The 21,446-nt window shown below is 54.0% G+C and carries 16 protein-coding genes; 6 read left to right on the top strand and 10 right to left on the bottom strand.

Annotated elements, in window-relative coordinates:
- Window positions 1–12: 12 nt before the first annotated feature.
- Both ACTZWV_RS02220 and ACTZWV_RS02215 read right to left on the bottom strand, forming a co-directional pair.
- Window positions 13–2,274, bottom strand: a complete 2,262-nt coding sequence (locus tag ACTZWV_RS02220; RefSeq protein WP_444784969.1) for an exonuclease domain-containing protein — start codon at window positions 2,272–2,274, stop codon at window positions 13–15.
- A 10-nt stretch (window positions 2,275–2,284) separates the two neighbouring features.
- Window positions 2,285–3,256: a calcium/sodium antiporter gene (locus tag ACTZWV_RS02215; protein ID WP_444784968.1), complete on the bottom strand. Its 972-nt coding sequence runs from the start codon at window positions 3,254–3,256 to the stop codon at window positions 2,285–2,287.
- A 137-nt stretch (window positions 3,257–3,393) separates the two neighbouring features.
- On the opposite strand from ACTZWV_RS02215, the gene ACTZWV_RS02210 reads away from it, so the two are divergent.
- On the top strand, window positions 3,394–3,576 hold the full coding sequence (locus tag ACTZWV_RS02210) for a hypothetical protein (RefSeq protein ID WP_444784967.1): 183 nt from the start codon (window positions 3,394–3,396) through the stop codon (window positions 3,574–3,576).
- Here ACTZWV_RS02210 and ACTZWV_RS02205 read toward each other — a convergent pair.
- From ACTZWV_RS02205 to ACTZWV_RS02195, 3 genes are all read right to left on the bottom strand, one after another.
- Window positions 3,573–6,749, bottom strand: a complete 3,177-nt coding sequence (locus tag ACTZWV_RS02205; protein ID WP_444784966.1) for an efflux RND transporter permease subunit — start codon at window positions 6,747–6,749, stop codon at window positions 3,573–3,575. The genes ACTZWV_RS02210 and ACTZWV_RS02205 overlap by 4 nt on opposite strands.
- A 3-nt stretch (window positions 6,750–6,752) precedes the next feature.
- Window positions 6,753–7,835, bottom strand: a complete 1,083-nt coding sequence (locus ACTZWV_RS02200; protein ID WP_444784965.1) for an efflux RND transporter periplasmic adaptor subunit — start codon at window positions 7,833–7,835, stop codon at window positions 6,753–6,755.
- Window positions 7,836–7,922: 87 nt separating this feature from the next.
- On the bottom strand, window positions 7,923–8,741 hold the full coding sequence (locus tag ACTZWV_RS02195; protein WP_444784964.1) for a zinc-dependent peptidase: 819 nt from the start codon (window positions 8,739–8,741) through the stop codon (window positions 7,923–7,925).
- A gap of 163 nt (window positions 8,742–8,904) precedes the next feature.
- Here ACTZWV_RS02195 and ACTZWV_RS02190 point away from each other — a divergent pair, with 163 nt between their 5' ends.
- Entirely contained in the window at window positions 8,905–9,363 is a 459-nt protein-coding gene (locus tag ACTZWV_RS02190) for a tellurite resistance TerB family protein (RefSeq protein WP_444784963.1), read from the top strand.
- A gap of 53 nt (window positions 9,364–9,416) precedes the next feature.
- On the opposite strand, the gene ACTZWV_RS02185 is transcribed toward ACTZWV_RS02190, so the two are convergent.
- Window positions 9,417–9,722: a hypothetical protein gene (locus ACTZWV_RS02185; RefSeq protein ID WP_444784962.1), complete on the bottom strand. Its 306-nt coding sequence runs from the start codon at window positions 9,720–9,722 to the stop codon at window positions 9,417–9,419.
- Window positions 9,723–9,984: 262 nt separating this feature from the next.
- Here ACTZWV_RS02185 and ACTZWV_RS02180 point away from each other — a divergent pair, with 262 nt between their 5' ends.
- Complete coding sequence (locus tag ACTZWV_RS02180; RefSeq protein WP_444784961.1) at window positions 9,985–11,037, top strand: hypothetical protein; 1,053 nt, start codon at window positions 9,985–9,987, stop codon at window positions 11,035–11,037.
- Here the strand turns inward: ACTZWV_RS02180 and ACTZWV_RS02175 are convergent, their stop codons facing one another.
- From ACTZWV_RS02175 to ACTZWV_RS02165, 3 genes are all read right to left on the bottom strand, one after another.
- Window positions 11,038–12,216 carry an ABC transporter permease gene (locus tag ACTZWV_RS02175; RefSeq protein ID WP_444784960.1) on the bottom strand — a complete coding sequence of 393 codons (1,179 nt, stop codon included), beginning with the start codon at window positions 12,214–12,216 and terminating at the stop codon, window positions 11,038–11,040.
- The gene (locus ACTZWV_RS02170) at window positions 12,213–13,142 is read right to left on the bottom strand and encodes an ABC transporter ATP-binding protein (protein ID WP_444784959.1); all 930 of its coding nucleotides are present in this window, start codon (window positions 13,140–13,142) and stop codon (window positions 12,213–12,215) included. Before ACTZWV_RS02170 ends, ACTZWV_RS02175 begins: the two co-directional genes overlap by 4 nt.
- Before the next feature lie 94 nt (window positions 13,143–13,236).
- Entirely contained in the window at window positions 13,237–15,504 is a 2,268-nt protein-coding gene (locus tag ACTZWV_RS02165) for a patatin-like phospholipase family protein (RefSeq protein ID WP_444784958.1), read from the bottom strand.
- A 156-nt stretch (window positions 15,505–15,660) separates the two neighbouring features.
- On the opposite strand from ACTZWV_RS02165, the gene ACTZWV_RS02160 reads away from it, so the two are divergent.
- Entirely contained in the window at window positions 15,661–17,991 is a 2,331-nt protein-coding gene (locus ACTZWV_RS02160) for a putative bifunctional diguanylate cyclase/phosphodiesterase (protein ID WP_444784957.1), read from the top strand.
- 18 nt (window positions 17,992–18,009) lie between these two features.
- Here ACTZWV_RS02160 and ACTZWV_RS02155 read toward each other — a convergent pair whose 3' ends face one another.
- Window positions 18,010–18,237, bottom strand: a complete 228-nt coding sequence (locus tag ACTZWV_RS02155) for a DUF2798 domain-containing protein (RefSeq protein ID WP_444784956.1) — start codon at window positions 18,235–18,237, stop codon at window positions 18,010–18,012.
- A 172-nt stretch (window positions 18,238–18,409) separates the two neighbouring features.
- Here ACTZWV_RS02155 and ACTZWV_RS02150 point away from each other — a divergent pair, with 172 nt between their 5' ends.
- Entirely contained in the window at window positions 18,410–19,360 is a 951-nt protein-coding gene (locus ACTZWV_RS02150) for a D-2-hydroxyacid dehydrogenase (protein ID WP_444784955.1), read from the top strand.
- Between the two features lie 2 nt (window positions 19,361–19,362).
- Window positions 19,363–21,444, top strand: a complete 2,082-nt coding sequence (locus ACTZWV_RS02145; protein ID WP_444784954.1) for a tetratricopeptide repeat protein — start codon at window positions 19,363–19,365, stop codon at window positions 21,442–21,444.
- The last annotated feature ends 2 nt before the right edge of the window (window positions 21,445–21,446 follow it).

The following is a 21,446-nucleotide window of genomic DNA, read 5'->3' as shown; positions in this document are numbered from 1 at the left end:
GTTCCACCAGTTTTATTTTGTGGCAAGTTGCGGCGTACAGCGTCTGGCATTAATCAACTTTAATAACTCCACCGTAGCTGTGGCGTCATCCAGCGCGCGGTGGTGATTGGTTAGTTTAATCTCAAACTCTTCGCACAGCTTACCCAGGCTATAAGATGCCAGCCCCGGGTAATAACGACGCATATTAACTACGGTACACAGCTGCGGCATATCAAAGGGCTGTTCAAGCCTGGCAAATTCGGCGCGGATAAAGCCGTAATCAAACTTGGCGTTGTGCGCGACAAACACCGCGCCTTGCAGGAATTCGGCGAGCTTGCCGGCTATATCGGCAAAGCTCGGTGCATCAGCCACCATGGCGCTGTTGATACCGGTTAGCCGGGTAATAAAAGACGGAATATAACGGCCCGGGTTTAACAGCGTACTAAAGGTGCCCAGCACTTCACCGGCCTGCACTTTAACCGCACCGATTTCGATAACGCGATCTGTGCCGGCTTTGCCGCCGGTGGTTTCGACATCCAGCACTACATATAAACGGTTGGGGTCGACTATCCACTGCAGTTTTTCTATCCGCGCGTTAAAGCCGGCATTTTGCAGCGCTAACAGCCGCGCTAACTGATGGCGCTGTATTTTATCGCCCGGTGCTTTTACTTCGATAAACGCAAGTTGCTGGTCTTTAATCAGCAGTAAATCCGGGTAGCCACTGCTATGGCGGGAAAAATCCTGCGCCATGGCGCGCAGTATTGGCGCTAAGCTACTTACGCCATTTGTTTCAGGCGCATATTGCAGCAGTGGCAGTAACTGCTGTGCCAAATCACTATGCCAGTAAAACAAGCTATTGGCTTTGCCGTAATGCGTAGTTAAGGCGCTCAGCAGCGTGCTGGCGGCAGTTGGCGCTGCCAGTTGGTTTAGCTTGTGCTCTATCTCGCTTTCAAACTGCTGATAAAAGCCGCCGCTGGCTAAATTGCGTGGCCGCCGTTCAAACGGGTTATGCAGGGCGCTGTCGCTATGCTCAAACAGCTCATGCCAAAACCACAGGCCAAACAGTGCCAGCCAGAGGTTATTCTCGGCGTGAAATACCGTATAACCCCGGGCGGCATAATGCGCCATTAAGCCTTGCTCAGCTTTACCCAAATACAGCTCGTCGACACCGACCAACGGCGCGTCATGTAGTAATTGCGTAAGCTGCGAGCGGCGCTTATGCCCGGGTTTAGCGCCACTGCTGTGATCTGCAAATTTGCGCCGGTAAAAATCTTCGGCAAACAGCCATTCTTCATCGCAGCCGGGGTCATCCAATAACTGTTGTAGATATTGCCGGCACAGTTGCTCGTCGCCTGTTTGGGCGTAAAGCCGGGCAAGCCGCTCACTGGCCGGAAAGCCATTGCTGTGCTGATAAAAGCAGATCGCAACATCATTAAGTTGGTATTGTTCGGCCAGTTTACCAAGGCTGTAACAGCGCTCGCTGCGCTTGAGTAACAAGGCGTTATCGTCCGGCACCGGCCAGGCAGCCACAGCGTCCTGCCACTGGCTAAGCAGCGCTGCGGCGTTATCCGGCTGTTTTTTTAACTGCTTGCCCAGCTCAATAATCACCGGCTTGGCTTTGGCCAGTTGATACGCCAGCTGTGCCTGCGCCGGTTCAGTGAAGCGCGGGCTAAACTGCTGTTTAAACTGGCCGGTCTGGCGGATGCCTAAGTCACGCAGGGTAAATAACGACAAATTGGCTTCGATACGGCCAAAATAGAGGAAATAAATATAGTTAAGTGCATCCTGGCGGCGCAGCGCGACATAGCGCTGCGGCAGTTTACTAATCAGCGCCAGCCAGTTTACCGGCAGCTTTAACGCCGTGCCCAGTAACTGCGGTTTGGTTTGGCTTTTTCTCGCGCTGACCGCATCGGGCAAGCCCTGCTGTACCAGCTCGGCTTGTGCCAGCTGCAGCAATTGCCACAGCGTGTCTTTGGTTAGTCGTAACCAAAAATCGGCCAGATCAGCCTCTGTTAACGGCGCGATAAAACCGGCTTGGGTTAACTCATCCAGCAGCGGCGTAGTGGCGCCGATTTCAGCATAATGAAGCTCAGTATCAGCAAATACGCTGCCTTTGCGGTTAAGCATGCGCACCAGCAGTTGCCGGCCAGGCTCACTTAGCGCATTAAAATCGCGGATAAAGCCGCTGCTATCGGCGCTTAATACGCCCTGATAATGCTGCGTAACAAACTGCAGCAGCTCGTTAAAGTGCTGCAGGTAGTAACCGCTGTCGAGTTCCGCGCGAGGCTGAGGCATCCGTCAGCCGCTAAGCCATCACGGTGCTGATCAAATAACCGGTATAGCCGATAAACACTGCCAGCAACAGGCCGCCTTCTACACGGTTAATCCGGCCCTGCTTTTTATAGCCGTAGCCCATAACAAACAGCGCTGCCGTCAGTACGGCCATCAGCGTCCAGTCGCGGGTTAACACCACCGAATCCACTGCCATCGGCTCTATCATGGCGGCAATACCGACTACCGCCAGCGTATTAAACAGGTTGGAGCCGATAATATTACCCAGCGCAATATCGTGCTCGCCTTTTTTAATCGCAATCAGCGATGAGGCCAGCTCCGGCAGCGAAGTACCAATGGCCACTACGGTTAAGCCGATCACCAGGTCGCTTACACCCAAGCCCTGAGCAATAAACACCGCACCGTATACCAGCATACGTGAGGCAATAATTAACAATACCAGCCCCACCACTAACCAGATAATGGCCTGCTTTAACGTCATTTTTGGCTGAGCGGCCAGGTCTTCGTCCATTTCAGTGGCCAGCGCATCCTGCGGGTTACGCATACCCTGCCAGATTGACCAGGCCATCAGCGCAAAAAACAGCCCCAGCAAACACCAGGCGTCGAAGCTGTTTAACTGATGATCAAACAGCAACCAGCCGGCAAATAAGGTAACCAGCATTAAAATCGGCAGCTCTTTGCGCAGTACCTGCGAGTGCACGGCAATGGGGCTAAGCAGCGCTACCAGACCAAGAATAAGCGCAATATTAGTAATGTTAGAGCCGTAGGCATTACCCAGCGCCAGCGCCGGATTACCATCAGCCGCGGCCATCGCCGACACCACCATTTCCGGTGCTGAAGTACCAAAACCAACAATGATCATACCAATTAACAGTGGCGGCATACCGGCGTAACGGGCGGTGGCGGCGGCACCATCGACAAAACGGTCAGCACTCCATACCAACAGTGCCAAACCGGCAATTAATGCGACTACGGCCAATAACATAGGGTAATTCCTGTCTGCGTGATTTTACTCTGCTCAGCATAGCATGCGGCTATTTTGCCGCGAAGCGGCCGCACGGCCTTTTTGAAACTAAAGTTGAACCGGGTTAAGCTGCGGCAATATTGCTGACGGAGCTCCCTATGACCACCTTAATTACCATTTTAGCTCTGCTGTTTGCCGCGCTGTTTATTCTGGTTACGCTGGCAGAAAAATATGGCAGCCGCGACGAGGAAAAAACCGCTAAACTCAGCCGCTACATTATGCCACTGGTGGCCTTACTGGTGCTGGCACAGGTGATTAAGTTTGCCTTTTTCTCTGATTAAGCCTGTTTCCGGCGCAGCACCGCGACCAGCAAGGCCGGTAAAAATGTCAGGCTGATCAGGGTAGAAAACAGCAAACCGCAGAGCACAATAATACCCACGCCGCGATACAGCTCGGTACCCTCGCCCGGAATCAGTACCAGCGGTGCCAGGCCAAAAATGGTGGTGGCAGTCGACATTAATATTGGCCGCAGCCTGGTGGCCACCGCCTGCAATACCGCATCGGTTACCGCCATATGGCCGGCTTGCAGGTTACGCCGGCTTTGGTCGACGATTAAAATCGGGTTATTCACCACAGTACCAAGCAAGATTAAAAACCCCAGCATGGTGATCATATCAAACGGCTGATGAAAACCGCCCAAACCAACCAGCGCCAGCGCACTGCTGATACCATTAACCGTAGCCAGGCCCACTAAGGCGCCGGCCAACCCCAGCGGCACCGTAGCCAGAATAAACAACGGATAGCCCCAGTGGCTGAAAATGGCCACCAACAGCAGGTAAATCAGTACGATAGCAATAATAAAATTGCTGCCCAGTGCCGCCCGGGTTTCATCCAGTTGATCCGAGGCGCCGGTAATGTCCAGCGTAACGTCGCTGCCTATAGCGCCGTCGCGTTGCAACTGCGGCACCAGTTGCTGCTGTACTATGGCCACAGCCGTTTCCAGCGCCACCGAGCGCGGCGGAATAATATACAGCGTCACGGTACGGCGGCCATCTACGCGGCGCAGGGTGTCACTGTCGGCCACTTCTGCCAGCTCTGCCAGGCTGCTGAGCGGCAACACAGCACCATTGGGGGTTAACACCGGCGTATGTGCCAACTGCGCCAGGCTTTGCTGCGCGCCGGCATTACTGAACAGAAAAATATCCACTTTGTCATCAGCAAGGAAAAACTCATCGACAAAGGCACCGTCACTTAGCGCTGATACGGCAAAGCCAAAGTCGGCGGCACTGAAATCCAGCTCGGCCAGACGTTGCCAGCGCGGGCGGATCTCGACCAATGGCTGATCCAGTGATAACGACGCCGGCTGCGAGCTTAACTGTGGCTTGTCAAACAGTTGGCCTGCCGCCACGTAAGCGGCATCGGCGGTGGCATACAGGCTGGCTAAATCCGGTCCGGAAATATCCAGCGCCACCGCGCGGGTACCGCCATCATTGCTGCTGATAATAGAGCCGCGCGACGAGAACGCCCGCATGCCCGGATACTGGCGGAATAATGCGGTCATCGCGTCCATCATGGCGCTGATATCCTGCGGCCGATTCGGTTCGCTCAGCACACGGATCCGCCCCACCGACACGCTGAGCGAGTAATACTTAAGCGACGGCATGGCAGTTTCACCACGGTCAAACTGCGCCGGGTCGGCATCTACCTGTGCCGTTAAATACGCCTTAATTTCTTCGGCGATAGCGGCCATTTCCGACAAGTTATAGCCAGGCGGCGCTATCATCGACGAAAACGCTTTCGGCTCTTCGCCCTCGGGCAAATATTCGGCCGGTGGCAACAGGTACCAGCCGGCGCCGAGGGTTAATAACACAGTAAGCGCCAGCGTTAGCCGCCGCGCAGCGCCTTTGCTGATAATGGCCTGTACCAGGCGTAAAATGGCGCCGGGCGGCGCAGCTGTGTTGTGGTTATCCGGGCTGTCATTCTGCATGCTCTGATTGTGCAAGCTGTCATGCTGCATAGCGGCGCTTTGGCCAAAGCCCAGTTTGGCAATGGCGGCCGGCACCACAAATACCGCCACTAACATAGAGGCGATAATGGCCGCGGCAATGGCAATAGCAATATCGGAATACAGTTGCCCGGCTTCCTGCTCGACAAACAAAATCGGCATAAACACCAGCACCGTAGTAAGGGTAGAGGCCAATACTGCCGGCCACACATCACGCACCCCGGCAATGGCGCCTTCTATACGGTCCAGCCCGCGGCGGCGCGCCTGCTCTATGCTTTCCAGCACCACTATGGTGTTGTCCATTGTCATGCCGATGGCAAAGGCAATGCCGGCCAGCGAAATAACATTAATAGTACGGCCAAACGCCAGCAAACCTAAAAACGCCGCTATGGTACAAATGGGTACGCCAATAACGCCGACCAGGGTAGCGCGGCCGGAGCGCAAAAACAGATACATTACTAACGTGGCCAGCATGGCGCCCAGTGCCAGGTTGGTCCAGACATTGGCAATAGAGTCTTCGACGTAGCGCACGTCGTCACTGATCAGCGTCAGCTTCAGGCCGTTACCGGCCAGCATATCCTGATTCATCTGCGCCACGACCAGCATCATCTGCTGCTTAATGTCGATAACATTGGAGCCGGGCTCACGCCGCACCGATAAGCCCAGGGTGCGCTCGCCATCGGCAAACGACAAATCGCGTACCTCAAAGTGATCCAGCACCAGACTGGCGACGTCTTTCAGCCGCACCTGGCTATCGCCCTGCTGGGTCAGGATCAGATTTTCCAGCTCGTCGATATGGTCAAAACGGCCGACCATTCTAAGCAGATAACGCCGTTTGCCGCTGTCGATATCACCGGCCGAGGTATCACGGTTACGGGCGCGGATAGCATCGCGCACATCCGTCAGACTAATGCCGCGCTGGGCCAGTTTGGCCGGGTCGACAAGGATCTGAATTTGCCGCTCGGCGCCGCCGCTGACGCCAACTTCAGACACCCCGGGAACCCGCTCCATGCGCGGCCGGACATAGTCTTCGGCGTAATCACGCAGCATATCCATATCCAGCTTAAGCGGGTTCCCTTGCACCGGCATCAGGCGAAAATACATAAAGGCATTATTAGAGAACGAGCTGCTGAATAAACGCGGTTGGTCGACGTTTTCCGGATAAGCCGGTACCTGGCTTAGCGCATTGCTGACGCGGATCAAGGCTTCGGTAACATCTACACCGAACGGGAACTCCAGCTCTATTTCTGCCGAGCCGGTGCCGGCGCGCGATACCATACGTTTTAAATTCGGCAAGGTGCGCAGGTAGCGCTCCTGCTCAATCAGAATTTCTTTTTCCACATCCTGCGGCGTGGCGCCGGGCCAACCGGTAACCACACTGATGGTACGTACTTCCAGGTCAGGGATCATCTGCACCGGAATGCGCAGCGCCGCCACTATGCCCAGCACGCAAATAATCAATACCGCTACGGTAAGAATGGTGCCACGGCGAATACCGGCTTCCAGCATGGCTTACTCCTTATTGCTGCGCGTTGCGCCGCTGTCTTCGTTCAGCACCCGCACCGCCTGGCCGTCACGCAGAGTTTCATTACCTCGTACCACCACCGGTTGCTGTTTTGGTAAGCCGGATAAAATTTCCACGCCCTGCTCATTGCTGCGGCCCAGGGTGACATTGTGGCGCCAGGCTTTATCGTCGCGCACGGCAAAGACACTGAAGTTACCATCCGGGTGGCGCAGTAACGCATCCGGCGGCACCACTAAAGCGCTGGCGTCATCGCGTTCAAAGTACAGGGTGGCGCGGGCAGATGTGCCCGGCAACAGCGTTACGCTGCTGTCTTGTATGGCCAGTCTGGCCAGGAAGCTGCGCGCTGCGGCATCGCCCACCGGCACAGTGGCCAGCAGGTTGGCGCTGAGCTTCTCGCCCGGCAGTAAATCAGACTGTACTGCGATGCGGCGCAAAGTAGGTAAGGCGGCGAAATATTCCTGCGGCACCTGCACATCCAGCAGCAGCGGGCTTAAACTAACCAGTTGCAACACCGGAGTGCCCAGCGCAATCCACTCACCGACATCGGTGTAGCGCCTGGCAATAACGCCGGCAAAGGGCGCGGTAAGGGTATGCCGGGCGAGCACTTCCTGTTGCTGTGCCGCCGCAGCCTGTGCCTGTTGCAATGCAGCGTCGGCTTGCGCCAGTCCGGCACGGCGCAGCGCCAGCTCCGTTTGCGGAAACAGTTGCTGTTTAGTCAGTTGTTCGGCTTCGCCAACCAGCCGTAGTTGCTCGCTTTGCAGTACCTGCGCCGCAGCTAATGCAGCCTTGCGCTGCGCCAGTTCATGTTGCGCCAGGCTGGTGTCCAGTTGCAGCAACGGCTGGCCTTTGCTTACCGTGCTGCCGGCGTCAACTAACAGTTCGGCCACTAAGCCGGCGGTGCGGCTGGATAAACCGGCATCTTGCTGTGCGGTAAGGCTGCCACTAAGCACCAATTGCTGCGATAAGCCTTTCTCCTGCGGCATAGTTACCCGTACCGGCACCGGCTGTTGTGCCTGCAATGCCATTGCAACCATAGTGCCCAATAAAGCTGCTGCTATCCGCCAACGCATAATACTTCCCTAACTAAATAAGAACTGTTCTTGTTAAGCTAAGGAGTATGACGCAAAGCGCGCTGTAGATCACTTTTTTCTGTGTTATTACCAGCTTAGCGGGTTAAGCCGGTAAAAGCGGCTTAGTTGCTGATACAGCTGCGGGTGCTGCTGCGACAATTGTTGCGGCTGTTCAAAGAACACTTCGCTGATAACAGCAAAAAATTCAGCCGGGTTGGTGGCGCCATAGTGATCAAACAAACCGCTCTGGCTATTTTGCGCCTGGCGTTGCAGCGCAGTAAACTCTGCCGCCATAACACCGGACCATTGCTGATAATCGCTGCTGCGCTCCAGCAAGGGCGCACCGTTGGCAATGCCTTTTTCCTGATCCAGCTGATGGGCAAATTCATGGATCACTACATTGCGGCCATCACGGGGGTTAGCGGCCCCCTCCAGCGTATCGGCCCAACTTAAGATCACTTTGCCCAGGCCCCAGGACTCACCGGATAACACGCGGCGCTGCTCATGCATTACGCCGGCGGCATCGGCCTGATTGCCGCTGACAATAAAGGCAGACGGATACAACAGAATTTGTTGCAGTTTCGGGTAGTAATAATCCGGCCGGTTCAGCAGTAACAGGCAAGCCTGGGCTGCTATGGTTACGCGCATTTCATCGGTTACCGTTAAGCCATCACAGCCGATAAACTGCTTTTCGGCAATAAATACCTGGATATGTTTTTTCAGCTGCAGCTGTAAATCGGCCGGTAAGGCACGAAAGTACGGCAAGCGGCGTTTTAAAATATCGCGCCAGGCGGCCGGGAACGGCTTAGCCATTAGCTGCCGGCGTTTATAACGTTGCCGATAAGGTGCAGATAACACCAGCGCGATGATCGCTGCGCCCAATAACAGGGTAATAAAGATAGCCAAGCTTCACCTCAGGCGTTAAGCGCAGTATGCTGCCAACAGTATGGTTTGAACTTAATGCGGTGCCTACAGGCGTTTTTCAAGCACGCTGTGCAGCGGCCGGTGTAACAACCGAACTTTGCCGCCCCACTCTGCTCTAACGGCAGTAATCATTAAAGGAAGTGCGATGTTTCAGTTATTTAAAACGCTGCTGGATAAAGTAAACGACGGCCTGGCTGCAGCGCCGGCCGGCCAAACCACCTATGGCCTGAGCGAAGCTGAGCTGGCCTGCGTGTCGTTAATGTTGATGGTGGCACATGCCGACTTTGCCAGTGCAGAGGAGGAACTGGCGTTAGCGCGGCAGTATGTAAAGCGTGAGTTTGCTTTGTCTGACGCCGATGCCGGCGCTGTGGTAGCGTTAGCGGATAAACAGGCAACAGACGCTATTTCGCTGCACCAATTTACCGTGCAGTTAAAACAGCTGAGTTATGCTGCCAGATTGGCTTTACTGGATAGTTTATGGCAACAGGCTTATGCCGACGGAGTGCTGGACCCGAATGAAGAGGCTATGCTGCGCAAAATTGCCGATTTACTGTTTATCCGCCACAGTGACTATATTCAGGCCAAGCTGGCGGTGTGTGGATAACGTTACTCCCCGACACAACATTACTAACCGACGACGAACCGGCTTGCAACCGGCTAATCTTCCCGCTTACGTAACACTTCGCCTTCAATAACACTGCGCGGCTGCTCTGCGCCGGGTTCACCGGCAGCGCCGGCTTGCTGGCGTTGCTGCCAGGCTTTAACTTTAGCGCGGTGCCGGAACAGCAGAATAGGAATTAAAATCCAGCTTAGCAGCAGCATAAATACCAGAATAGCCGCCCCGGCCAACAGCATAAGCCCCAGAATTAACCAGGCCAGCAGGCGTTGCAGCGGGCCGGCATTTTGCTGCCGGGCAAACTGCTGTTGCCACTGACTGCTTTGCTGTTTAAATGATGAAAACATAATTACCTCAATTCAGATACTATGCTATTAGTCTGGTCGATCGGGGCTAAGTTCAAGCCCCGGGCCAGGTTATTATTGATTACTGCTATACTTTGCCCAACCGCTAACCGACTTCATCCGCTAATGGCCGCTTATGCTTAATGTGCTTCTCTTCAGTAGCTGGCTACTGTTGTCTCAAACCGCGGGGCATAGTCCGCTATTGCTTGGCACCAGTATTCCCGCCACGACCGAAAGCAGCAATCATAAGCAAATGCATTGCATTATGCAGCAGATCGGGCAGCCGTATCAGTTGCTGTCGATGCCATGGCGCAGGGCCAAACAAGAAGTGAAAATGGGCCGGATTGACGGCTATTTTACCGCTATTCCGAATGACGATATGCAGGGTTATGCGCAGTTATCGGCGCCGCTGTTTTTGGAAAACTGGTACTGGTTTTGGCACCAGCGCCATGCCGGCCCGCACAGCCAAACTAAAATCCGCTATGGTGCCATTCTTGGCAGCCATCAGGCCGACTGGTTTAACGCCAAAGATTATAAACCGGAGCTGGAAGTGGGTGATATTGCCCAGTTAGTGCAGTTGCTGGCAATAGGCCGTATTGATGTGATCGTAGCCGACCTGGATGATTTTAACCACGCAGTGCAGCGGTTAAAGCTACCGCCGCAGCAGTACCGCCAGGCATTTTTACGTTATGTGCCGCTGGGGGTGTATTTTTCCATGGCGCGGTTACAACAACGGCCCGGCTTTATGCAACATTTTAATGCCGGCGTACATCTGTGCGCGCCAGCCCCTTTTGCCTTACCTGAAACAGAACAGCAGCATATAGTGGCATTGCTACTGGCCAACTTGCTGGATTTAAGCCGCAACCCGCAGCTACGTAGTGCAGTTTTGCAACAAAACGAGCGCGCTGCCAGCCTGGCATCGGTGATGCAGGCCGACGCGCAGTGGCAGCACCAGGTGCAACACAACGGCGCCGCCGGCAGCATGGCACAACAGCTGCTAAACAGCGCAGTTTCTGCCGTGTTGCGTAGCTGGCAGGCCAATTATGCTGACACTGTGACAGAGGTTATTTTAATGGATAACCAGGGCGCCAACGTCGCCATCAGCGATATAACCACCGACTACTGGCAGGGCGATGAAATGCAGTTTCTTGGTGTGTTTGCCCAACAGCATGACTACTTTATTGATGTGGTGGAGTATGACCAGTCTACCCAAGGTTTTCAGGTAAAACTGAGTGTACCGCTGACCGACGACAACGGCCATCATATCGGCGCGCTCAGCATCGGCGTTGATGTAGAGCGCGCCCTGTCACAGGACTGACTATTCTGTTTTATTACTGACGGCCCAGCGCACTATGTCGCCCCAGGACGGCTCTTTGCCATACATTTGCATGCCACGCAAAAACACCCGGCCGGCAACGCGGCGCATCCAGTACACGGTCGCCAGCAGTAATAACAGTGACAACAGCGGTTGCCACCAGGGCACGGTTACCATCGCCATTTTTACCGGCATGGCGGCAAAAGAGGTTAACGGCACAAAACTGAGTACTGTCATGCCCCAACCGGCCGGGCTGTCGATCACCATAAAGGTAAACACCATCGGCAACCAGGTAATCATCATCACCGCACTTTTGCCGCTGTTATTCGGGTCGTCAATTGAGGCGGCTATCGCGCCCATAAAGCTGGCGCACAGCACTACACCCAGCAGGGCAAACGGAATAAGCCACAACACTACGCCGATATTAATCCAGCTTAAATCAACGGCTTTTTTCGCAAACAGGCTTACCACGGCAAACGCCAGCAGCATGACCAGCCCGGATGTCACCATGGCTTTGAGCGCACTGAAACTGTGGCCCAATACTTTGCCGTCCATCCACTGCTGCGGTGTCACTATGGCGTACAGCTGCTCGGTAACCCGTTGTTGTTTCTCACCGGTAATGCTGACTAACACCTGGCCAAAGGCGGTGCTTAAGCCAACAAACAATAAAATTAACGCCCCCAGTGCGATCATTTTCTCCGGCGTATCTTTACCTTTGTAGTTTTGATCCAGATAGCGCGTGCTGATGGTTACCGGCTGCTCCAACTGGTCTAATTGCGTGGTGCTGAGCCCCATTTTCGCCGCCGACAGCTGGCGGTAATGTTGCTGTAATGTCGTTTCTAACTGCGCCAGCCACTTTTTGCCGGTAAGAGTATGCAGCACCAATTCGTCCTGATCGAAGCTAACCACGGCATGCCAGGACTGGTCGCTACGCATTTGTGCCAGTTGTTCAGTAAAGCTGATACCCGGCCGCTGAAACTGAAACTGCTCTGTATTGGCTATTTCCAGTTGTGCCGGCACGGCAATGCGGTATTGTTGCCGGCTTTCATCGGTAAAAAAGCTCCATAACGCTACGGCAGCCATCACCCCCAGCATCAGCAAATACGAGATCAGTTGCTGCTTCCACTTAAAAAAGCGTAAAAACTCCCACTTAGCTACGATTAAGCTTTGCCGCGACATCATGCTGCCACCTCCGGTTTGTGCTTCGCCATAGCCGCCAGATACAGTTGGTGCAAATCCGGCGTTTGCATCTCCACCAGTGTCAGCTCGACCTGCTGCAGCAGCTGTTTCAGGCAATCAGACACACTGACATCATCGGCAAGGGTGAGTAAAAAATGTTGCGCCTGCAGCGCTTCAACGCTTAATACAGCGTCCAATTGCTGCAATTGCTCTGCACTGACCGCATTGACAGTGCCTATTTTCATCCGCCGCTGGCCTTGGCTTTGTTGTTGAATATGTTGCAAAGTACCGGCCAACACCGCCCTGCCCTGTGCCATCAGCAACATATGGTCGGCCAGCTTTTCTACCATCGCCATTTGGTGCGCGCTTAAAATAACCGTCATACCTTTGGCTTTCAGTTGTTTTAAAAACAGCACTACCTTTTCCTGGTTAATCGGATCAAGCCCGGAGAACGGTTCGTCCAGAATCACCAGCGCCGGCTGATGCAATACCGCGGCGATTAACTGTACTTTTTGCTGGTTGCCTTTGGATAACTGTTTCAGATCTTCGTGGCGCCGGTCGGTCAAATCAAAAATATCCAGCCAGTAGTCCATTTCTGACAGCGCTTTGCTTTTGCTTAAACCATGTAACTGCGCCAGATACAGCAGGTTTTTTTCGATGCTTTTGTCCGGATACAAACCGCGGTCTTCCGGCAAATAACCGAGTAAACGCCGTGGTACATGGTCGAAGTGTTCGTCCTGATAGCTGATCATAATGCTGCCGCTGTCCGGCTGCGTCATCCCCACCAACATGCGGATAATCGACGACTTACCGGCGCCGTTTGGCCCCAGCAAGGCGAAAATGTCCCCGCTGTTTATCTGAAAACTAACCTGTTGCACAGCCTGCACATTGGCATAGGCTTTACTTATCGCGGTAACAATTAACTGCATTTATGCTTCCTGCTTATTAACTCTGCATTAGCTTATCATTGCCAAAGCCGGCCACGCCAACGGCAAAGTGTGAGCAAATATGTAACCGGCCGGGTTAATAGCTTTTACCAAACGACAAATACACCGCGTCGGCATAATCAGACTGGCCCTGCTCGGCCATGCCGACACCGAAATACAACGGCCCCAGCGGGGTATCCCAACCCAAAAACAGGCTACCGGCCCACAGCCAGTCGGTAGCGTCGGCACCGCCGGAGGCGCCAAACACATCTTTACGCACGCGGCCCCGCTCCAGCGATGTGCCGAAATACAGCGGCGCATTGATAAAAGAAATGCTCTGCTCGTTCAGCCGGTACAGGTATACCAGGCTGCCAAACTGAATTTGGCTGCCAAACAACGACTCTGCCGGGTAACCGGATAAATTTAAAAAGCCGCCGAGGCTGAATTGCTCCAATGCAAAGCCGGTGTCGTGTTGCGGGTTGTAGTGATCAAAGCGCCAGCGGGTACGCAGCGTATGCTGCTGCCAGCTTTTTGCCGCCAGTAATTCAGTACTGCTGCTGGTGCTGTTTAACCGGCCACCCAATACCTTGTCGGTTAAAAAGCGGTAACTGCTGGCTAACCGGATGCCGCGGGTAGGAAAACTACGGCTGTTTAACGTGTCCCAAATCAGTTCTGCCTGAGGGCCGTTGCGGCGGTAATCTATTTGATCCGTCATCAGGTCCCCGGCGTACAGGGCCGGTAGCTGGTATTCGCCGTCGCGCCAGATCCAGCCCAGTTGTAACCTGGCATGATCAGAGATATTCCAGCCACTGCTGAGCTGCAATTCATGTTCAATATTTTTCAGCTCACCGGCAGAGCGTTGCATGGTGTCCTGCAATGCTTGTATATCGCGCCGGTGTTGATAGCTGGCGCTGCTATAAAGCCCGCTGTTCGACCACGGCCAATACAGCTCAGTGTGCAAATACTTGTTACTGCCCAGCGCCAGCTCGGAATGCCATTCGGCGCCCCATGGCGATAAGTTAGTGCGGGTATAAGCCGCCGCCAGCTGATACTGATGGTTGTTACGAAAATCATCTTCAAACATCAGCCTGAAGTTCAGATAAGCCGGGCCCCAGCTTTTTTCTTCTGCCTTAACACTGAGCAAGGTGCTGCCGTCTTCTTCTACCGTAAGTTGCTGGCTAACCCGTTCAAAGGTATCCAGGCCATATAATTGCCGCAGGCCGCGACGAATACTGCGCTCAGTGTAAAGATCTCCGGGCTTAAGCTGCAGCCGGTCAAACAGTAACTGATCAGCAAGCCGGGAATTATTTTGCAGTTGCAGCCGCTCTATTGCTATCGCCGGCTTGGCGGCTTGATCAAAGCTGGCAAACCAGTCGCTGTACACTTTATGCGGTTGACTAAAATCGGCCAGCGCCTGCACAAAGCGGATAGCGCTTTGCCGACCGGACGCTACGGCGATATCAATACGGTCAAAATCCAACGTGCCTATATCTACCAAATCCGGCTGCAGTAGCAGGTCGCGGTCGGTTAGCAATTGCAATTGCTGCTGCACCCCGGCGCGCACTAAGAAGCCGGTGAGTTGTTCGGTAACGCTGAATGCCGACTCCATCTGCTCCCGCCGCAGCAGCGGTGAGTCAATACTTACCGCAATAATACGGTCTACGCCAAGCTCACGCGCCACACTGATTGGCAGGTTATTTACCACGCCGCCATCTACCAGCAGCTTGCCGTTTAATTCCAGCGGCCGTACTACGCCCGGAATGGTCATTGATGCCTGCACCGCTTGTACCAGGCTGCCGTTGCTCAGCACCACTTGCTGTTGCGTCAGTAAGTCGGTGGCGACAGCGCGAAACGGCACCGGCAAGTCATTAAAATGCTTCAGATCGGCATAGATACCAAAGGTGCCGTGTAATATCTCAGCCAGCGCCTGGCCATTTAAAATGCCTTTGGGCAGCTTTACGCCATCTTCTGACACGCCAAGATCGGTATTTACCGGGAAGTCATCACTGATTTGTTTGCGCCGCAGCGGCATTTCGTCGCGATACACGCGGTCGCGAAAACCGGCGGCCCAGGGCGTACGCTGCAACCGCTGCGCAATTTGCTCTGCGCTGTGACCACTGGCATAAAGTCCGCCGATAAAGGCACCAATACTGGTGCCTACCACTAAATCAATCGGAATTTGCTGCCGTTCCAGCTGTTCAATCACGCCCAAATGCGCGCCGCCACGGGCGCCGCCACCGCCCAGCACCAGCGCAACACAATCACGGTTCTGTGCTCTTGCCTGTTGGCATACATCATCTGCCAGCGCTACGCTGCTGCATACCAGGCCGGCAGCCAGCACGGTATTTAAGATCCCTGTCTTCATTTACTGTCAGTCCGTCTTATTGTTGTGCCGCCGGCGTTCAATTGTATTTGAGCCTACCCGGCGTTATTGCTATTGTTAACCACATCTTCCGCTAAGGTCTGCCACATTATGCCTGTTTCTTTGCGCTGTGCACTGTTGTTATACGGTATCTAGCCTATGCGGTTTAAGTCGTTACGCGGCAAACTCATTTTTATTCTGCTGTTAATGTTAAGTTTACTGGCGTTGGCGACCGGCTTTGCTACCTTAACCACACTAAAACGTGACAGTGAATTACAAGCGCAGCATATGCTGAACGTGTCGGCTAAAGTATTACGCCAGGCCCTGGATACCCGTGCCGAACAGTTGAGTAACAGTGTGCGTATTCTGGCAGCCGATTTTGGCTTTCGCCGCGCCGTGGCCACCGCTGAACAGGAAACCATAGAGTCGGTGTTGCACAACCATGGTAACCGTATCAATGCCAGCCTGACATTGCTGCTGGCACCGGACGGCACTCTGCTGGCCAGCTCGTCGCCAACGCTGAATATGGCCGATATTACGCCACTGTTTCAACAAGCCGCTGCCGGCAATGACCAGCCGGTGGCCGCTATTGTCAGCCTGAACGGCCAGCCATATCAGCTGGTACTGGCGCCGGTAAAAGCACCGAACCTGATTGCCCATGTTGGTATGGGCTTTCCGCTTGATGGCCCGCTGGCGCAGCAGATAAAAGGCATTACCGGGCTGGATATCAGTTTTACCGGCATTCGCGATGGCCGGCATCATGTCGGCAATTCCACACTGAGTTCAGCGCACCGGCAGCAGTTACCCGACTTACTCAGCGCGCTTATCGCACAACCCGACACAGTACAAAGCAGCCCGCAACAAGATTACGTCTCTGTCGCTCTGCCATTGGATCAACAGCAGCAACTGTGGGCGGTACAGCATTTGTCAAATCAGCGCTGGCTCAGCAGCTACCGGCAACTGCGCAGCCAGCTGTTTTACATCTTTGGCGCCGCCTTATCGTTATCGCTGGTAGTGGCATTTATTTTTGCCCGCAGCATTACACGGCCGATGCAGGCATTAAGCCAATTTGCCCGGCATATCGGCCAGGGCTTTGCCGCCGCCGCGCCGCCAGGCGGTGATGATGAAGTGGGTTTACTCAGCCGCACCCTCAGCACTATGCAACAGGATATTCAGCAACGTGAGCAACAATTGCTGTTTAACGCCGAGCATGACTCTGTTACCGGCCTGTATAACCGCACCGCCATTGAGCGCCTGTTACAGCAATGGTTGGATAGCTGTGACGGTAGCTTACTGCAGTTAAATATTCAGCAATTTAAAAGCATCAATGACGTGCTGGGTTTCAGCAACGGCGACTTACTGTTACAACAATTGGCACAGCGCCTGCAGCGCCTGGTACCGGCACCACTGTTGTTAGCCAGGCCAGGTGGCGATGAATTTATTTTGTTGTATCCGCACACTTTGCTGACAGAGCAGGTACAACAACTGATAAAACCCTTGCTTAACAGTTATAAACTGCAGCACTCCAGCATTAATTTGAAGCTATATGCCGGCATTTATAATTTTGCTGCCGGCCAGCTCAGTGTAAATGATGCCCTGCGCCGCGTGGATATTGCGCTGGAAAACGCGCGGCAAATGCCGGATGGCATCGCTTTTTATCAACAAGGCCAGGACGAAAGCCATCAACGCGAGTTGGGGTTAATCCGTGATCTACCCCAGGCACTGCACAATGGTCAGTTTTTTGTCGTGTATCAGGCCAAAGTGAATATTCAACAGCCGGGGTGTAGCAGTGCAGAGGCCTTAATCCGCTGGCAGCATCCGCAACTTGGCCTGGTACCGCCGGACCAATTTATCAAACTGGCCGAACATTCCGGCAATATCGGCTTGATCAGCCAATGGATGCTGCAGCATGTGATTGCCCGGGCAGCCCATTGGTGGCAAAGCACGACTCCGCTGCAACTGGCGGTAAACTTGTCGGTGTTTGATCTGTTGAACCCGCAATTGGCCGACGACATTGCCGCGCTGTTACAACAGCATCAGCTACCGGCAGCAGCATTGGCGCTGGAGGTAACGGAAAGTGCAGTAATGGAAGATGCCGACACCGTTATTGCCCAGCTGCACCGGCTGCGCAACCTGGGTATTACGCTGTCGATAGATGATTTTGGTACCGGCCAGTCGTCGCTGGCGTATTTAAAACAGCTGCCGGTGCATGAAGTGAAAATAGACCGCGCTTTTGTCAAAGATATTGAGCATAACAACAACGATGCACTAATTGTCAGAGCGACTACGCAGCTGGCACACAGCCTGGGGTTTTCGGTCACCGCTGAAGGCCTGGAAAATCAGGCCGGGTTGCAACAACTGTTAGACTGCGGCTGTGACAAAGTACAGGGTTATTACTTCGCTAAACCGATGACTGCAACGCAACTGGACGCCTGGCTGGCGCGGTTACCGCAACAACTTCAGCTTTGGTTTAGCGGCGCCCCGGCATAGCAATAATAAGCGCCGCTGTTAACTCGCTTTGCTAAGCTTTGCAGCTAATTTGCGGCTTAACGGCGCAAAAATAAACACCAGTGGGAAAGCACAGGCATGAGCATACAGATAGGCTTTTAACCAGGCGCTGAAAAAGGCGTCAAACCAGCCCAAATTAATAAAGGTCAGAATGCCGGACATCAGAAAAGCCATAAAACCGGACATAATAAAAGCAAACAGCACCGGCTGAAAACGCGCTGGAAACATAGGCAAACTCCTGAACTGGTCAATAGTGCTGCAACCCCTTAACGGCAGACTATGCGACTTTAGCATGAATTATTTGTGCAATGGTTTACGCGGCGCCAAAGCGCTGGTATAACGCGGCAAGACATTGCTTTTGCACCTTATTTGGATACAAAACTTACTACGGAACGAAATAATGCACGCTATGGTTTTTCTTGACGCCGCTACCCTGGGCGATGCTGATTTATCCGCCTTGCAGCAGCCTGACCTGCAGCTGGTGTGTTATCCGCATACCGGCAAAGAACAGATCCTGCCGAGGTTGCAACACGCCACTATCGCGATAGTGAACAAGGTTGAACTCAGCGCGGCCATCTTGCAACAACTGCCGGCGCTGAAACTGATATGTGTCGCCGCCACCGGGGTGAACAATGTTGACCTGGAGGCTGCAGCAGCGTTAGGCATTACTGTATGCAATGTCAGAGGTTACGCCGATACTGCTGTGCCGCAACATGTGTTTGCGCTGCTATTGCAACTGACCAACAAGGTGCAACAGTATCAACAGGCTGTGCAGCGTGGCGAATGGCAGCATAGCCCGCACTTTTGTTTATTAGACTACCCGGTAACCGAGCTGGCCGGCAAGTGCTTTGTGGTAATCGGTTATGGTGCCCTGGGTAAAGCCAGCGCTAAACTGGCGGCCGCCTTTGGTATGCAAGTGATCATTGCCGAGCAACCGGGCGTAGCAGAGTGTCGGCCCGGCCGGGTGGCTTTTACTGCGGCGTTAGCCATGGCCGATGTTATTTCCCTGCACTGCCCGCTAAATGACAGCACGCGGCATTTGTTTAACACTGAGACATTTGCCGGCGTAAAACCCGGCGCTTTGCTGCTTAACACCGCCCGTGGCGGCCTGGTTGATGCCACCGCTTTGCTGACAGCGTTGCAAAGCGGGCAATTGGGCGGCGCCGCTCTGGATGTGCTGGAGCAGGAGCCGCCGGCGCCGGATGACATACTGTGCAGCGCTGCGCTACCAAACCTGATTGTCACGCCGCATATGGCCTGGGCCAGTGCTGAAGCGCGCCGGCGAATGGTGCTGCAATTGGCCGGTAATGTGCAGGCCTTTCTCAGTGGCCAACCGCAACATAAGGTGTAGCCGTGTTACCCAATACCGGCTACACTGCGGCAAAAAACCTGACCACTGCTACTATGCTGCTACGTCTTATCATTGCGCTGCTATTTTTGCCCTGCAGTTTAGCTGCAGAGCCTTTAGCACAACGGCTGGAACATGCGTCCAGCCATGCCGAGCAAGTCAGCAACCTGTTACTGTCGCAGCCGGCTGATACGCTGAGCGCTGAAGACTGGCTGGTATTGACCGAAGCCCAGCTGCGTCTGCGCAATAAAGATGCCGCTATGGATGCCGTCAGCCGGGCGCTGGCGTCAACGCAAGACAGCTATTTGCGGGCGCACGCTTACCTGCTGAAGGCACAAATCTATGGCATTTTATACCGCGATACCGTCATTGCTATTACTCAGTTGGAACAGGCTGAACAGTTAGTACAACACGCAGAAGATATGCAGGGCCGTGACCTGTACAGTGATGTGTTGCAAAACTTTGCTCAGGCATACAATCAACTGGGCGATATACCACAGGCCATTCCGTATGCGCAGCGTAGCCTGCAACTGGCGCAACAAACCCAACAACCAGCCGCTGAACTTAAAGCCCGCATTACGCTGGGGCGCTTAACGCTGCAAAATAATGCCTACAGCCAGGCTTATCAGCATTTAAATCAAGCCATGATACTGGCTACCGCCTTACAGGATGACGAAGCGCTGGCATCGATCCATCTTCGCCTTGGCATGGCCTACCGTAAAATTGCAGACCATGACCAGGCCTTGCAGCACCTGTTGCAGGCAAAACAACGTTATCATCAGCTACAGCGCCACTCCAGCTATACCTATACGCTGATTTATATTGCTGAAACCTACCTGGAAGACAGCAGTACCGCCATCCGGGCCGACAGTTTTTTACAAGAAGCGCTGACACTGGCGCGACAACAAGATGATTTATTGCGCGTCGGCATTGCGTTGCAGGGCCTGGGCCGGCTGGCTGAATTACAACAACAACCAGAGCAGGCCAGGCAGTACTTCAGCGATGCGCTGCAGTTGTTTCGCCAGCAAAATATTCAAACCTATCTGCAGGAAAGCAGTATCGCCCTGGCCGGATTGTTGTTTAAACAACAACAATTTGCTCAGGCAGCAGAGCTGTTGCACGAGATCACGCCGCAGATGGAGCAGGCCGCGGCCTACCTGAAATTTCGCTATAACGAATTGGCGGCGCAGTTGGCGGCACAGCGCGGTGACTGGCAACAAGGTTACAGCTATATGCAACTGGCCGGCGAGTTGCGTTTTGAGCAGTTTAGCGAGCAAAATAAAGTACAGCTGGACATGATCAATAACGGCCTGGTGCAGGTTGCTACCGCCGCGCAACATCAAACCGAAATGCAACAACAACAGCAGCTGAATCAACAGCAGGGCGCCACTATCAAGTGGTTACAAGCGGCGCTGCTGTTACTGTGTCTCAGCTTTGGCACTGCACTGCTGTGGTACCGCCGCAAACCGGCCGGCAGCGCGCAGCCTTTGCTTTCGCCTGGCTGGAATTCTTTTTGCCAGCGCTTGCAACAACACAGTGCCAAAACCAACCTGACATTAATGGCGTTTTCTGCCGCCAACAGCCAACAGCTGAAACTGCAGTTTGGTGAACAACGGCTGCACCTGGCCACGCACAGTTTTTTACAACAGCTGCCGGCCGACGACATACTGGCCAGTTGCATATTCGACGACGTGATCTGGCTGGCCGTGAATGCTACAGCCGCAGAAGGCGCAGTGCTGCAACAGCAATTGGCGCAACAGTTACAGCAGCAGCTGCCGCACGCGGCCGCTTTGCAACAACTGGTCAGTTTGCGTTTAACCTTACAGGAGCTGTTGGACAAGCCATGGCAGGTATCAGAACTCAGTGCGCTGCGTGAGGCACTGTGGCTGTGCTGGTCGCTGGCTGCAGCACAAGATGCCATTGATAACTGCCGCTTATTGCTGTTGAACAGCAAGCAGCCGGGCGCCTGTGAGTGGCGCAGTAATATGGTGCGGCAGGATTTACTGAATGCGATCCGGCTTGGCAGCATCATCCTCAGTTGCAATAACGAGCGGTTGCCGGCCACCATTGGCGATACGCTAAGCTAAGT

The organism is Rheinheimera sp. NSM, from assembly GCF_052380015.1.
In the GTDB taxonomy this organism is placed as follows: Bacteria; Pseudomonadota; Gammaproteobacteria; order Enterobacterales; family Alteromonadaceae; genus Alishewanella.
Note: the sequence above shows the minus strand (reverse complement) of the source record. Positions and strands in the feature narration are given on the sequence as shown.